Here is a 14,471-nt window from a genome sequence, read left to right on the forward strand (position 1 = left end):
CCGCAATCGTGATCGCCACGAAAAGGGGACCCGGTTGCCCGGATCCCCTTTCGCTAGTTGCCAGTCGGCAAGATCGCTTAGTCGCGATCGCCCGTCAGGAACGCCGGAGCGAACTCGGGGGCCTTGTCGCCGTCCGAACGCTCGGCGCGGGGAGCGCGCTCGCCGCCCTGACCACCGCCGTCGCGACGCGGGCCACGGCCACCGCCGTTGCCGCCATCACGACCACCATCGCCGTCACGACGCGGGCCGCGGGGACCACGATCACCGCCGCCGCCTTCGCCGCGCGGGCCACGACCGCCACCGCCGTTACCGGCATCACGACCACCATCGCCATCGCGACGCGGACCGCGCGGACCACGGTCACCGCCTTCGCGCGGCTCACGGGCAGGACGCGTGTCCTCCAGCTCTTCGCCGGTCGTCTGGTCGACGACGCGCATCGACAGGCGAACCTTGCCGCGCGGATCGATCTCGAGGACCTTGACCTTGACTTCCTGACCTTCGCTCAGCGCATCGGAGACCTTCTCGACGCGCTCGTTCTTGATTTCGGACACGTGGACGAGACCGTCCTTGCCACCCATGAAGTTCACGAACGCACCGAAGTCCACGAGGTTGACGACCTTGCCGTCATAGACCTTGCCGACTTCGGCTTCCTCGACGAGGCCCTTGATCCACTTGATCGCGGCTTCGATCTGCGCGGGGTCGGACGACGACACCTTGATCACGCCCTCGTCGTCGATGTCGACCTTGGCGCCGGTCTGCGCGACGATCTCGCGGATCACCTTGCCGCCGGTGCCGATGACTTCACGGATCTTCGACTTCTCGATCGTGAAGGTCTCGATACGCGGTGCGTGTGCCGACAACTCCTCACGCGTGTGGTCGAGCGCCTTGGCCATTTCGCCCAGGATGTGCGCACGGCCTTCCTTGGCCTGTGCCAGCGCCTTGCCCATGATCTCCTCGGTGATGCCGGCGATCTTGATGTCCATCTGCATCGTGGTGATGCCCTCGGACGTGCCGGCGACCTTGAAGTCCATGTCGCCGAGGTGATCCTCGTCGCCAAGGATGTCCGACAGAACCGCGAAGTTCTTGCCCTCGAGGATCAGCCCCATTGCGATGCCCGACACCGGACGCTTCAGCGGAACGCCTGCATCCATCATCGACAGCGAACCGCCGCAGACCGTCGCCATCGACGACGAGCCGTTGCTCTCCGTGATGTCCGACAGAACGCGGATCGTGTACGGGAACTCTTCCTTCGACGGCAGCACCGGGTGCAGCGCGCGCCAGGCAAGCTTGCCGTGGCCGACTTCGCGACGACCCGGCGCACCGAAGCGACCGACTTCACCGACCGAGTAGGGCGGGAAGTTGTAGTGGAGCATGAAGTTTTCGTACGACAGACCGTTCAGGCCGTCGATCATCTGCTCTGCGTCGCGCGTGCCGAGCGTGGTGGTGCAGATCGACTGGGTCTCACCACGCGTGAACAGCGCCGAGCCGTGCGTCCGCGGGAGGAAGTGGACCATCGCTTCGATCGGACGGATCTGCGTGGTGGTGCGGCCGTCGATGCGGGTGCCGTCCTTGAGGATGGCGCCGCGGACGATCTCAGCCTCCAGCTTCTTCATCAGCTTGCCGGCTGCCATCTGGTCCTGCGGGGTCGCATCGGCAAAGGCGGTCTTGCCCTTGGCGCGTGCGGCGTTCAGCAGGTCCGAACGCTTGGACTTGTCGGTCACCTTGTAGGCGGCCGCAATGTCCTTGCCGATCAGCTTCTTCAGCTTGTCCTTGGCGGTCGACAGGTCGGCCTGCTCGGCCATTTCCCAAGGATCCTTGGCAGCCTGCTCGGCCAGATCGATGATCAGGTTGGCGGCTTCGCGGCATGCCTTGTGCGCGAACTGGACCGCGCCGAGCATGATCTCTTCCGAGAGCTCCTTGGCTTCCGACTCGACCATCATCACGGCCTGGCCGGTGGCGGCGACAACGAGGTCGAGATCACCCGCCTTGGCTTCGTCGAGCGTCGGGTTGAGGATGTACGCGCCATCGACATAACCGACGCGCGCTGCGCCGATCGGGCCCATGAACGGCACGCCCGAGATGGTCAGCGCAGCCGATGCCGCGACCATCGCGAGGATGTCCGGCTCGTTCTCGCCGTCATACGACAGAACCTGGCAGATCACGTTGATTTCGTTGTAGAAACCCTCTGGGAACAGGGGACGGATCGGGCGATCGATGAGACGGCTGGTCAGCGTCTCCTTTTCGGTCGCGCCGCGCTCACGCTTGAAGAAGCCACCGGGGATGCGGCCGCTTGCGGAGAACTTCTCCTGGTAATGGACGGTGAGCGGGAAGAAATCCTGCCCTTCCTTGACGGTCCGTGCAGCCGTGACGGCGCACAGAACGACGGTCTCGCCGAGGGTGGCGAGCACGGCGCCGTTTGCCTGACGGGCCACGCGGCCGGTCTCGAGCGTCAGCGTCTTGCCGCCCCACTGGGCGCTTACGGTTTTGGTATCGAACATTTCGTTTCCTTCACTCCGGCGGCCAGATGCCGACCGGGGCCTATGTGCGAGCTAAGCCGGCTCGCGGCGGTGTGGAGCGAATTGTCGCTCCTTGCCAGTCCACCGAATTGCGTCCTGGCGTTTGCCTCCGCGCGCGATGGCGCGGAATCAAAGTCGTATATACAAAAACGGCCCCCCGAAGGGAGCCGTTCGTTTTACTTGCGGAGACCGAGCTTCGCGATCAGATCCAGATAGCGCTGGCCGTCCTTGTGACGGAGATAATCCAGCAGCGACCGGCGCTTATTGACCATCATCAGGAGACCACGACGCGAGTGGTTGTCCTTCTTGTGGCCCTTGAAGTGCTCGGTCAGGTTCTTGATCCGCTCGGTCAGGATCGCGACCTGGACTTCGGGCGAACCCGTGTCGCCGTCCTGGCGTGCGTGGATCTTGACCAGCTCGGTCTTGCGTTCAGCGGTAATCGTCATGAAATTCTCAGTCCTTCGACATCACAGATTGAAACCGCGAACGACCCGGACGTCTCCGTCCTCGACCTCGACCAGCGCGACCGGGACAGCGTCCTGCTCGGCGAAGTATTGGCCATCGTCTGCGGCGATCCCGGCCAAGATACGCCCCTGTCGGAGCGCCCCTGCCTGGTCGGGGGTGAGGGAGAGAGCCGGGATGTCGTCCAGCGCCACCCTCAAGGGCAGTAGTACATCTTCAAGCGCGGACGCCTTAGCGAGTTCGTCCAGTTTGTCCAGCGATATCGCCGATAAGAGGTCGAACGGACCGGCCTTTACGCGGCGTAGCATGGTGACGTGGCCGACGGTTCCGAGCGCCAAGGCGATGTCGCGTGCGAGGGAGCGGATATAGGTGCCCTTGGAGACATGCGCGGTGAGGGTGACTGCCTCCAGTTCCTCCCCGACCTCGTCATGCAAAAGACGGGTGGGGTGGGGGGTGAGCGCGTGGATCGTCACGTTGCGGCTTGCGAGCACGACCTCCTGCCCGGCGCGGGCGAGGTCGTAGGCGCGCTCGCCGTCGACCTTGAGCGCGGAATAGGCGGGCGGCACCTGCGCGATGGGGCCGGTGAACTGCGCGAGAACCGCCTCGACCGCTGCCATCGTCGGGCGCACGTCGGAGGTGGCGATGCTCACGCCCTCGGCGTCGAGCGTGTCGGTCTGGACCCCGAACATGATGGTGAAATCATAGATCTTGTCGCTGTCGAGCATCCGGCCGGCAAGCTTGGTCGCCTCGCCGACCGCGATCGGCAGCACGCCGGTCGCCAGCGGATCGAGCGTGCCGCCGTGGCCGACCTTGAACTTGCCATAGCCGCCGTTGCGCAGCGCGCGCTTCACCGCGGATACGCCCTGCGTCGAGCCCAAGCCCAGCGGCTTGTCGAGAATGATCCAGCCATGCATGTCGTAGGATCCTTGAATATGGGGGGGCGGGGCTCGTCCGTCCCGTCCGTTCGTCCTGAGCGAAGTCGAAGGACATTGGGCGCAAGTGCTTCGACTTCGCTCAGCACGAACGGGCAGGGGGAGGGGTACTAGCCCAAAGCCTCGGTAAAATGCCGGCGGCACAGTGCGACATAGCGATCGTTGCCGCCGATCTCGGTCTGCTGCCCCTCGGCGATAGCGCGGCCGTTCGCGTCGACGCGCAGGTTCATCGTCGCCTTGCGCCCGCACATGCACACCGACTTTATCTCGACCAGCGAGTCCGCCAGCGCCAGCAGCCGCGCGGAGCCGGGGAACAGCGCACCCTGGAAATCGGTCCGCAAGCCGTAGGCGAGCACCGGGATGCCGACCACGTCGCAGATCTCTGCCAACTGGTCGACCTGGGATGCGGTTAGGAACTGTGCTTCGTCGACGAGCACGCAGGAGATAGCATCCTCGGCGTGCTGCCGGGCGATGCATGCGCCGATATCGGTTTCCGCGTCGAACGCGATCGCCGGTGCCTCGAGCCCGATCCGCGACGTGATCGTGCCCGCCGCAAATCGGTCGTCGATCGCGGCGGTGAACAGCATCGTCCGCATCCCGCGCTCGCGGTAGTTGAAGTCCGCCTGAAGCAGGTTGGTCGACTTGCCTGCGTTCATCGACGCATAGTAGAAATACAGCTTGGCCATCGGCTCAACCCAAAGACGCGTCGCGCGGCGGCGTCAATCCTCGGACAGGTCACGCGCGATATGCGGATCGCGTAGCAACGTATCGATGTGCGTGCCCTCGTCGAAGCTCTCGTCGGCGACGAATTTCAGCTTCGCGGCATAGCGCGTCTGCACACGCGTCGCGACTTCGCGCTGAAGATAGGCGGTGTTCGTCCGCAGCGCCTTCAACACCTTTTCCTCGTCCTTGCCGAGCAATGGCTTCACGAAGACGGTGGCGTGGCGAAGGTCCGGGGACATGCGCACCTCGGTGATCGTCACGAGATGCTTCTCGAGCACCGGATCATGCACGTCGCCGCGCGCGAGGATGTCGCTGAGCGCGTGACGCGCCTGTTCGCCCACGCGCAGCGCGCGGACGGTTTTAATCTCTGGGGTATCGGTCTTCATTCTTCTAACTCCCTCGCCCCTCCGGGGAGAGGGTGGGGGTGAGGGGCGGCCGCAAGCGTTACCGCCCGGTACTGCCCCTCACCCAACCCTCTCCCCGAGGGGGAGAGGGCTTCAGTATTACAGCGTGCGGTCGCGCATCTCGACTTCGAACGTCTCGAGGACGTCGCCGGCCTTGATGTCGACGAAGTTCGACGTGAACGTCACGCCACACTCCAGCCCGGCGCGGACTTCGGCGACATCATCCTTGAAGCGACGCAGCGATGCGATTTCGCCCTGGTAGATGATGACGTCGTTGCGCGTGATACGTGCCTTGAGCGCCTTGCGGATATTGCCCTCGGTAACGAGCAGACCCGCCGCCTTGCCATGCTTGCCCGCCGAGAAGACCTCGCGGATATCGGCACGACCGACGACCGTCTCGAACGCTTCAGGCCCAAGCTCGCCGGCCATGCCCGCCCGGATCTCGTCGATCAGGTCGTAGATCACGTCATAATATTTGAACGCGACCTTCTGGCGCTCGGCGATCTCGCGTGCCTTGGCGTTCGGACGAACGTTGAAGCCGATGATCGGTGCACCCGATGCCGCCGCCAACGTGACGTCCGACTCGGTGATACCACCGACGCCCGAGCTCAGCACGCGCGCCTTGATCAGGTCGGTGGAGATCTTGTTGATCGCCCCGACGATCGCCTCGACGGTACCCTGCGTATCGGCCTTCACGACCAGCGGATATTCGATCGCCTGCTTTTCCTTCAGCGCCGAGAACATGCTCTCGAGGCTGGCCGGAACCGATGCCGTCCGCTTGTCGGTCTTCACGCTGCGACGATATTCCGCGACTTCGCGGGCCCGCGCCTCGTTCTCGACGACCTGGAACGGATCACCCGCCGACGGCACGCCCGACAGACCGAGGACCTCGACCGGCATTGCCGGACCCGCTTCCTTGATCTGCTTGCCCTTGTCGTCGACCAGCGCACGGACCTTGCCGCTCTCGCCGCCGACCACGAAGATGTCGCCAACCTTGAGCGTACCACGATTGACGAGGATCGTCGCGACCGGGCCACGACCCTTGTCGAGCTTGGCCTCGATCACCGTACCCTCGGCCGCGCGATCCGGATTGGCGCGCAGTTCGAGCAGTTCGGCCTGGAGCTGGATCTTCTCGATCAACGTGTCGAGACCGATCTTCTTGGTCGCGGAGACTTCGACGTCCTGGACGTCGCCGCCCATGTCCTCGACCACGATCTCCTCGCTCAGCAGGCGCTCGCGCACCTTCTGGGCATTGGCGCCTTCCTTGTCGATCTTGTTGATCGCGACGATCATCGGCACGCCTGCTGCCTTGGTGTGGGCGATCGCCTCCACCGTCTGCGGCATCAGGCCGTCGTCCGCCGCCACCACCAGGATGACGATATCGGTGACATCCGCACCGCGCGCACGCATCTGCGTGAACGCCTCATGGCCCGGCGTGTCGAGGAAGGTGATCTTCGACTTGTCCTTCAGCGTAACTTGATACGCGCCGATATGCTGGGTGATGCCACCCGCTTCGCCGCGCACCACGTCAGTGCCGCGCAGGGCATCGAGCAGCGACGTCTTGCCGTGATCGACGTGACCCATGATCGTGACGACCGGGGCACGCGGACGCAGAGTCTCCTCGGCATCGTCGATCGTGTCGTTCGCCAGATCCTGGTCGACATCGCTGACGCGCGTCAGGTTGTGACCGAATTCGGTAACGAGCAGCTCGGCCGTATCCTGATCGATCGTCTGCGTCATCGTGACGGGCATGCCCATCTTGAACAGCGCCTTGACGAGGTCGGCACCCTTCTCGGCCATACGGATGGCCAGTTCCTGCACGGTGATCGCCTCGGGGACGACCACGTCGCGGACCTGCTTGGCCTGCGGCTCGCGCGGACCACCGGTGCCACGACGCTCCTTCTCACGCGCACGCTTGAGCGCGGCGAGCGAACGGGCGCGGGCGCCATCGCCATCACCGAGGGCACGGTTGACGGTCAGCTTGCCCGAGGTGCGACGATCATCGCCCTTGCGGTCACGCTGCTGCGGCCGTGCCGGGGGCGCGTCGCGACGGACGCCACCAGCCGGCGCGTTGGCACCGGTTGCGCCGGGGCGCGCTGCGGTCGTGCCGGCATTGGCGGTCGCCGCCGGCGCTGCAGGCGCAGGTGCCGGAACGGGCTTCGGCGGCGGCGGAGGACGCTCGGGACGGGCGACTGGCGAGAACCGGCGGGGTGCCGGCATCGACGGATCGCGCGACAATTCGAGAATCGGCGGCGGGGCCGGCGGTGCGACGGGCGCGGGCGCCGGCTTGGGGGCCGGTGCTGGCGCCGCTACCGGAGCTGGCGTCGGAGTCAGTGCGGGTGCCGGGGCCGCAGCGGGGGCAGGGGCCGCCGCAACGGGGGCTTCAACCGGCGCGGCAGCAGGCGTCGGCGCTACGACCGGCGCTGCTTCGACGACGGGTGCCGGTGCAGGTGCGGGCGCAGGCGCCTCGACGGGCTTCGGCGCAGGTGCAGCCTTGGCTTCCGCCTCGGCACGCGCGCGTTCGGCGATGCGGTTGCGCTCGTCCTCGGCGGCCTTGGCGCGCTCGGCTTCCTGGCGACGACGCCCCTCTTCGAGCGTGTTCATCCGCTGCTCTTCCGCCTCGCGGAGAAGCTTGGCCTGCCGCTCCTGCGGCGACAGGTTGCTCGGTGCCTGCTGGCGTACCGGTGCGGGGGCGGGCTGCGGCGCACGCGCCTGCGGAGCCGGTGCGGGGGCCGCAACCGGCGCGGGCGCGGCAACCGGCGCATCGGCGACCGGACCGTCGGGCTCGCCCGGACGGCGCAGGACGCGCGCACGCTTGGTTTCCACGATCACCGTATTCGATCGGCCGTGGCTGAAGCTCTGCTTCACCTGGCCGGTCTCGACCGTGCGCTTCACACCCAAAGGTGCGCGCATGCCAAGTTTCGGCTTCTCGTTGTCCGTGTCGCTCACTCAAATTCCTCAGTCATGTCCACGGCCGGGCTGTGTCCGGTCGATCCGGACGCCCCTGTTATGGGTGACGTCCCGTTTTGTTGAGACGCCGATGCGCCCTGCGAGGCCGTTTCGCAAGACACGGGAGAAGGTTCGGGGCCGATAAAATGCAGCCAACGGTCGAGCGCTTCGCTCACCCGCTTTGCTGCAGCGCGGTCAGTCAGGCCAATGTGTACCACATTCTCCCGCCCCAGCGCCAATGCCAATATGGTACGTGACGCAGGCAGTGCCAACCCCCGCAGACCCGAGCCTTCGACATCGTTGCCGATGCGCCACGCCTGGTCGAGCTTGCGGTTGCCGTCCTCGGCCGCGTCGGACGCATGATACAGCGCCTTCAGCTTGCCCTGGCGCGCATTCTGCTCGATCCGGTCCGAACCGATCAGCACGGTGCCCGAGCGCGATTCGAGCCCGAGCCGGTCGAGCGCGTTGCGCTCCAGCGCGGATTCGATCACCGCGGGAAGCTCGGGTGCGATGGTAAATTCGCCAGTCTTGAACGCCCGAGCGAGCGCGCCCTTGAGCTTGCCCTTCTTGATCGCCGCTTCGAGTTCGATTCGCGTCACCCCGATCCACGCGCCACGGCCAGGAGCCTTGGCGCGCACGTCGGGATGAATCTGGCCATCGGGGGCCAGCGCGAGGCGCACCAGATGTGGCCGAACATCGCGCTCGCCCGACAGGATGCACTTGCGGATGGGGGCGTCTTCATCCCCCTCGCGCATGCGGGATGGGTTGGGCTCGCGCCCACCTGCACCCTTGTTCTTAGCCGAGGCCGGGCGCCCACCCTTCGGTCCTCTCCCGCTTGCGGGAGGGGAGGAAGGAAGGTCGTCGGTAGCGCCTAGCGCCTCATCGGGAGGGTTCCGCATGTGCGTCCTCCTGCGCCGGAGTCGTCTTCGGGGCGTCGCGGTCGACCAGCAGCTGGCCGCCCGCGCCGTAATTCTCGGTCGAAACCTCTTCGATCACGATCTGTACCGCAGCCGGGTTCTTGCCCAGCCGCTCGACGAGCGACTGGGTGACGTCGGCGACGATGCCGGCCTTCTGGTCCTTGGTGGCGGACCCCGAAATGCGGATGCTGACGAACGGCATCAGGCCTTGTCGTCCTCGCTCTTCGCGTCGGTCGTGTCCGCAGCGTCATCCGCCACGACGTCATCCGCCGCAGTGTCCGCTGCAGTGTCCTCGGCCGCAATGTCCTCAGCCGAAGCCGCTTCCACCGGAGTCTCGTCCGCGTCCGCCTCGGGGGCTTCGTCCTCGAACCAGTGCGCGCGCGCGGCCATGATGATCTCGTTGCCCTGTTCGTCGCTGAGACCATATTCGGCGAGAATCCCGCCCTTGGGCTCGGGACGCTTGGGGGCATCGTCGTTGCGGCGGCGCGGTTCGGCGCGCTTCTTCTCGACCAGCTCGTCGGTCGCGAGATCCGCAAGATCGTCGAGCGTCTTGATGCCCGCCTTGCCGAGCGTGACGAGCATCGCCTCGTTCAGATACGGCATGTCGATCAGCGCGTCCTCCACGCCGAGCGCGGTGCGCTCTTCGCGGCTGGCCGCGTCGCGACGCTCGAGCGCCTCGGTCGCGCGGTTCTGCAACTCGCCCGCCAGATCCTCGTCGAAGCCCTCGATGCCGGCGATCTCCTCGACCTCGACATAGGCGACCTCCTCGAGGCTGGTGAACCCTTCGGCGACCAGCAACTGCGCGAGCGTCTCGTCGACGTCGAGCTCCTTCTCGAACATTGCCGAGCGCTCGACAAAGTCCTTCTGGCGCTTCTCGGAGGCATCGGCCTCGGTCAGGATGTCGATCGCCTTGCCGGTCAACTGCGACGCGAGGCGGACGTTCTGGCCACGACGGCCGATCGCCAGCGAAAGCTGGTCATCGGGAACGACCACCTCGATGCGCTCTTCCTCTTCGTCGATCACGACGCGGCTGACCGAAGCCGGCTGCAGTGCGTTGACGACGAAGGTCGCAATGTCGGGCGACCAGGGGATGATGTCGATCTTCTCGCCCTGCATTTCCTGCACGACGGCCTGAACTCGCGACCCCTTCATGCCGACGCACGCGCCGACCGGATCGATCGACGAATCATGGCTGATGACGCCGATCTTCGCGCGCGAACCGGGATCGCGGGCCGCGGCCTTGATCTCGATGATGCCGTCGTAGATTTCGGGGACTTCCTGCGCGAACAGCTTCTTCATGAAGTCGGGGTGCGCGCGGCTGAGGAAGATCTGGGGCCCGCGGTTCTCGCGGCGGACGTTCAGGATCAGCGAGCGGATGCGGTCGTTGACGCGCACCACTTCGCGCGGGATCTGCGCGTCGCGGCGGATGACGCCCTCGGCGCGGCCGAGGTCGACGACTACATGGCCGAACTCGACGCGCTTGACGACGCCGGTGATGATCTCGCCCGCGCGGTCCTTATACTCTTCGAACTGGCGCTCGCGCTCGGCGTCGCGGACCTTCTGGAAGATGACCTGCTTGGCGGCCTGTGCGGCGATGCGGCCGAACTCGATCGGGGGCAGCGGGTCGACGATGAAGTCACCGAGTGCCGCGTCCTTCTGGAGCTTCTGCGCGCCCTTGACGTCGACCTGCTTGAAATAGTCGTCGACCGCCTCGACCACTTCGACGACGCGCCACAAGCGCAGATCGCCGGTGTTCGGGTCGAGTTTGGCGCGGATGTCGTTCTCGGCGCCGTAGCGCGAGCGGGCGGCGCGCTGGATCGCGTCCTCCATCGCCTCGATCACGATCGCCTTGTCGATCATCTTCTCCGACGCGACCGAATTCGCGATCGCGATCAGTTCCGCGCGGTTTGCGGTGACTGCCGTGGCCATCAATGCTGTCCTTCTTCGGTCTCGACGCCGCGAGCATCAGGCTCATCGGACGTATCTTGATAGAAAACCTCGTCCGCGCCTTCGGTCGAAAGCGGCGCGGTCGCGGCGATGAGTCGGTCGGTCATGACGAGCTTGGCGTCGGCCACCTGGGCGAAGTCGATCGTCATGATCTTGTGCTTGTTCACGTCGACGGTGATCTTGGTTCCCTCGACGCCCATCAGGTTGCCCGAGATCTGCTTGCGATCCTCGAACGGCTCGACGAGGCGGATACGCGCCTCCTGGCCCTCCCAGTCGGCAAAGTCCTGGAGCCGGGTCAGCGGGCGATCGATACCGGGGCTCGACACCTCGAGACGATAGGCGTCCTCGCCGACCGGGTCCTTGCCCTCCGCTTCGAGCGCATCGAACTTGTCCGAGATGCGGCGCGACAGCTCGGCGCAATCCTCGATCACGAGCTGGCGGGTGTCGGGCCGCTCGGCCATCACCTGCAGCGTGGGATCGGACTTGCCGCCCTGCATGCGCACGCGCACGAGGCTGAGCCCGAGCGCCTTGGCTTCGGGTTCGATCAATTCGGTCAACAGGGCGATATTCGCCATCGCAATTCCAAACAGGGCCAAAGCACAGGTGATCAGCGCCGCGGAGCGAACCCCGCAGCCTCTTCATCTGGCGATGTAGAGAAAGTAGGATCTCCATACCCGCGATGACAACGCTTCGCAAGCGGGAGCAACCTTCGTTCGTCACGCCGCGTTGGCGCAAGGATTTCCGGGAGAAGATCATGATCCGTCGCACATTGGCCGCCACCGGCCTGATATCCGCCACTTTGCTCGCCGCGGCCGCCTGTTCCGCACAGCCCGCAGCGGGGGAAAAGCCGTTCAGCGGAACGGTCGTCGCCGATTTCGAGTCACCCTGGGCGATGACGGTGCTGCCCGACGGGCGGATGCTGGTGACGGAGAAGGCTGGCGGCATGCTGCTCGTCTCGGCCGATGGAAAACAGCGTCAGACGGTCGCGACGATCACGGTCGATTCGGCAGGGCAGGGCGGGTTGATGGACGTCGTCCTCGCACCCGACTTCGCGACGAGCCAGCGCGTGTATTTCAGCTATTCATCGGCGGGTGCGGGCGGCAAGGGGGTAGTCCTCGCGCGAGGTCGGTTGCGGCCTGACGGTGGTGGGGGCGAGCGGCTCGGCGAGATCGAGGTGGTCTTCAGCGCGCGGCCATTCGTCGAAGGCAACGGCCATTATTCGGGTCGCATCGCGTTTTCGCCCGACGGCAAATATCTGTTCTTCACCAATGGCGACCGCCAGAAATTCACCCCGGCGCAGGATCCCAAGGTCACGCTTGGCAAGGTCCTTCGCCTGACGCTCGACGGCAAGCCCGCGCCTGGCAATCCGCTCGCGGGCAAGGGCTTTGCACCCGAGATCTGGAGCTACGGCCACCGCAACCTGCTCGGCATCGCATTCGACGCGCAGGGCAATCTCTGGGAACAGGAGATGGGGCCGAAGGGCGGCGACGAGGTCAATCTGATCACGCCCGGCCAGAATTACGGCTGGCCCAACGCGTCGAACGGCAGCCATTATGACGGGCGCGACATTCCCGACCACAAGCCCGGCGACGGCTATGCGGCGCCCAAGGTGTCGTGGAATCCGGTGATCTCACCCGGCGGGCTGATGATCTATTCGGGCAGCATGTTCCCGCAGTGGAAGGGCGATGCGTTCATCGGCGGGCTGTCGTCGAAATCACTCGTCCGCGTCGACCTGAACGGCACCAAGGCCGCCAAGGGCGACCAGTGGGACATGAGCGCGCGTATTCGCGAAGTGGAACAGGGCCCCGACGGCGCGATCTGGGTGCTGGAAGACGGCGGCGAATCGCAGGGACGGCTGATCAAGCTGACGGCGCGGTAAGGCTGTGCCGCCTCCCGCCCGCGGGCGGGGGGCGGGCGGGGTCAGTCGCGAACGATCAGGTAATTCATCCTCGCGGCCGCGATCGGCTTGTCGCGGTCGTCCTGCCACGCGGTCGCCTCGACATTGGCAACGCGCGTGCCGAGCCGGGTGACCACGCCCGCCGCGCGCGTCGGCTTGTCGCGGCCGCCCCGCATGAAATCGACGGTGACGGTCACCGGCTTGATCCGCACGCTGGCGTCCTCGGGCCCCTCGGTCTCGATCGCATGGTAGAGCGCGGCGATTGCCGCGACCTCGAGCAGCCCCGATATCGCGCCGCCGTGGAGGAATCCGGGGCGGCCGATCACGTCGTCGCCGAACGGCATCAGCAGCACCGGCCGACCCTCCGCGTCGCGTTCGATCTCGACGCCCAGCGTTGCGGCATAGGGTGGCAGCGTGCTCACCATGACCCGAGCACCATGAACGTGCCCGCGACATGCGCAAGCGGATCGGCGGGATCGCCGTCATGCGCCTGGCCGCGGACGAACGCGATCGACCGGGTGATCCGGTAGCATTCGCCGCGCCCGATCACCGTCTTGCCGGGCGTCGCCGGGCGCAGATAATCGACGCGCAGGTCGAGTGTCGCATGCGGCACGAACGCCGCGCGGCGGATCCAGATCGCGATGCTGGCGGCCATGTCCATCATCGTGATGATCGGCCCCGACGCGATCACGCCGCTGGCCGGATCGCCGATCAGCTTTTCGTCATAGGGCAGCGCGAGCTCCGCCCAGTCCGCGCCATGCGCATGATAGCGCATCCCGAGCGCGGCGCCGTGCCCGCCGAACCCATGTCGTGTAAACCGCTCTGCGTCGAAGCCATCCATGCCCCGACCTCTACACGCCAGCGACCGCCACGCAACATTGCCGCACATGCGGGGCGGGGCTAGCATCGGGCGCAACGAGATCATGAGAGAGGATCGCCATGAACGACCGGGTCACCATCGCCGTCGCGGACGGGATCGCCGATGTCCGCCTCAACCGCGCGGACAAGATGAACGCGATCGATCCGGCGATGTTCGAGGGGATCGCCGCTGCGATCGAGCGGTTGGCGGGGATGGCCGAGGTGCGCGTCGTCGTGCTGTCGGGCGAGGGCCGGGCGTTCTGCGCGGGGCTCGACATGGCGTCGATGGCGGGCGGCGGGTCGGGGCTTTCGCTCGACGATCGGGCGTATGGCGATGCCAATTTGGTGCAGCAGGTCGCCTGGGGCTGGCGCACCCTGCCGATGCCGGTGATCGCCGCGGTCCACGGCGTCGCGTTCGGCGGCGGGTTCCAGATCATGTCGGGCGCGGATATCCGCATCGCCCACCCGCAGGCGCGGTTCGCGATCCGCGAGACGCATTGGGGGCTGGTACCCGACATGGCGGGGATCGCGCTGTGGCGGACTCTGGCGCGCGACGACGTGCTGCGCGAATTGACTTACACCGCGCGCGAGTTCGACGGGGCGGAGGCGCTGCATCACGGCTTTGTTACGCGGCTCGACGACGATCCCCATGCCGCCGCGATGACGATGGCCCGTGCGATCGCCGCGAAGAATCCGCAGGCGATCCGGGGGTCGAAGGCGCTCTACACGCTCGCCGCCGATGCGGACTCGGCGGCGATCCTGCGTGCCGAAAGCGACGCGCAGGGGCAGGTGATGCGCAAGCCCAATCAGATCGAACAGGTCCGCGCCAATCTCGAAAAGCGCGCGGCGGTGTTCGTCGACTAGGC

Annotated in this window: 14 protein-coding genes; 2 read left to right on the top strand and 12 right to left on the bottom strand. The window is 66.2% G+C overall.

What is annotated here, in order from left to right; all coding sequences use genetic code 11:
* Nucleotides 1-77: 77 nt before the first annotated feature.
* The 10 genes from pnp to rimP all read right to left on the bottom strand — a co-directional run bounded on the left by pnp (nucleotide 78) and on the right by rimP (nucleotide 11,425).
* Nucleotides 78-2,498: a polyribonucleotide nucleotidyltransferase gene (pnp, locus tag FHY04_RS01555; protein WP_056405276.1), complete on the bottom strand. Its 2,421-nt coding sequence runs from the start codon at nucleotides 2,496-2,498 to the stop codon at nucleotides 78-80.
* Nucleotides 2,499-2,692: 194 nt separating this feature from the next.
* Complete coding sequence (gene rpsO, locus FHY04_RS01560) at nucleotides 2,693-2,962, bottom strand: 30S ribosomal protein S15 (RefSeq protein WP_031394369.1); 270 nt, start codon at nucleotides 2,960-2,962, stop codon at nucleotides 2,693-2,695.
* 21 nt (nucleotides 2,963-2,983) lie between these two features.
* A complete protein-coding gene (truB, locus tag FHY04_RS01565) occupies nucleotides 2,984-3,892 on the bottom strand; it encodes a tRNA pseudouridine(55) synthase TruB (RefSeq protein ID WP_183935168.1) in 909 nt (302 codons plus the stop codon).
* Between the two features lie 128 nt (nucleotides 3,893-4,020).
* Complete coding sequence (locus FHY04_RS01570) at nucleotides 4,021-4,596, bottom strand: thymidine kinase (protein ID WP_183935169.1); 576 nt, start codon at nucleotides 4,594-4,596, stop codon at nucleotides 4,021-4,023.
* A 33-nt stretch (nucleotides 4,597-4,629) separates the two neighbouring features.
* Complete coding sequence (rbfA, locus tag FHY04_RS01575) at nucleotides 4,630-5,019, bottom strand: 30S ribosome-binding factor RbfA (RefSeq protein ID WP_031396110.1); 390 nt, start codon at nucleotides 5,017-5,019, stop codon at nucleotides 4,630-4,632.
* A 117-nt stretch (nucleotides 5,020-5,136) separates the two neighbouring features.
* A complete protein-coding gene (gene infB / locus FHY04_RS01580; RefSeq protein ID WP_183935170.1) occupies nucleotides 5,137-7,986 on the bottom strand; it encodes a translation initiation factor IF-2 in 2,850 nt (949 codons plus the stop codon).
* Complete coding sequence (locus FHY04_RS01585; RefSeq protein ID WP_183935171.1) at nucleotides 7,983-8,741, bottom strand: DUF448 domain-containing protein; 759 nt, start codon at nucleotides 8,739-8,741, stop codon at nucleotides 7,983-7,985. Before FHY04_RS01585 ends, infB begins: the two co-directional genes overlap by 4 nt.
* Before the next feature lie 124 nt (nucleotides 8,742-8,865).
* Nucleotides 8,866-9,105 (bottom strand): 4-oxalocrotonate tautomerase family protein, encoded by a 240-nt coding sequence (locus tag FHY04_RS01590; RefSeq protein WP_031392998.1) that lies wholly within the window; start codon nucleotides 9,103-9,105, stop codon nucleotides 8,866-8,868.
* Complete coding sequence (gene nusA, locus FHY04_RS01595) at nucleotides 9,105-10,832, bottom strand: transcription termination factor NusA (RefSeq protein ID WP_183935172.1); 1,728 nt, start codon at nucleotides 10,830-10,832, stop codon at nucleotides 9,105-9,107. Before nusA ends, FHY04_RS01590 begins: the two co-directional genes overlap by 1 nt.
* On the bottom strand, nucleotides 10,832-11,425 hold the full coding sequence (gene rimP, locus FHY04_RS01600; RefSeq protein ID WP_037529486.1) for a ribosome maturation protein RimP: 594 nt from the start codon (nucleotides 11,423-11,425) through the stop codon (nucleotides 10,832-10,834). Before rimP ends, nusA begins: the two co-directional genes overlap by 1 nt.
* Nucleotides 11,426-11,604: 179 nt before the next feature.
* Here rimP and FHY04_RS01605 point away from each other — a divergent pair, with 179 nt between their 5' ends.
* Complete coding sequence (locus tag FHY04_RS01605) at nucleotides 11,605-12,729, top strand: PQQ-dependent sugar dehydrogenase (RefSeq protein ID WP_183935448.1); 1,125 nt, start codon at nucleotides 11,605-11,607, stop codon at nucleotides 12,727-12,729.
* Between the two features lie 41 nt (nucleotides 12,730-12,770).
* Here the strand turns inward: FHY04_RS01605 and FHY04_RS01610 are convergent, their stop codons facing one another.
* Nucleotides 12,771-13,172 (bottom strand): PaaI family thioesterase, encoded by a 402-nt coding sequence (locus tag FHY04_RS01610; RefSeq protein WP_031440033.1) that lies wholly within the window; start codon nucleotides 13,170-13,172, stop codon nucleotides 12,771-12,773.
* Entirely contained in the window at nucleotides 13,166-13,588 is a 423-nt protein-coding gene (locus tag FHY04_RS01615; RefSeq protein ID WP_031440034.1) for a PaaI family thioesterase, read from the bottom strand. Before FHY04_RS01615 ends, FHY04_RS01610 begins: the two co-directional genes overlap by 7 nt.
* Before the next feature lie 98 nt (nucleotides 13,589-13,686).
* Between FHY04_RS01615 and FHY04_RS01620 the strand changes: the two genes are divergently transcribed.
* Entirely contained in the window at nucleotides 13,687-14,469 is a 783-nt protein-coding gene (locus tag FHY04_RS01620; protein WP_183935173.1) for a crotonase/enoyl-CoA hydratase family protein, read from the top strand.
* Nucleotides 14,470-14,471: the final 2 nt, after the last annotated feature.

The sequence above is a fragment of the Sphingomonas sp. BK481 genome, from assembly GCF_014194875.1.
GTDB lineage: Bacteria > Pseudomonadota > Alphaproteobacteria > Sphingomonadales > Sphingomonadaceae > Sphingomonas > Sphingomonas aerolata.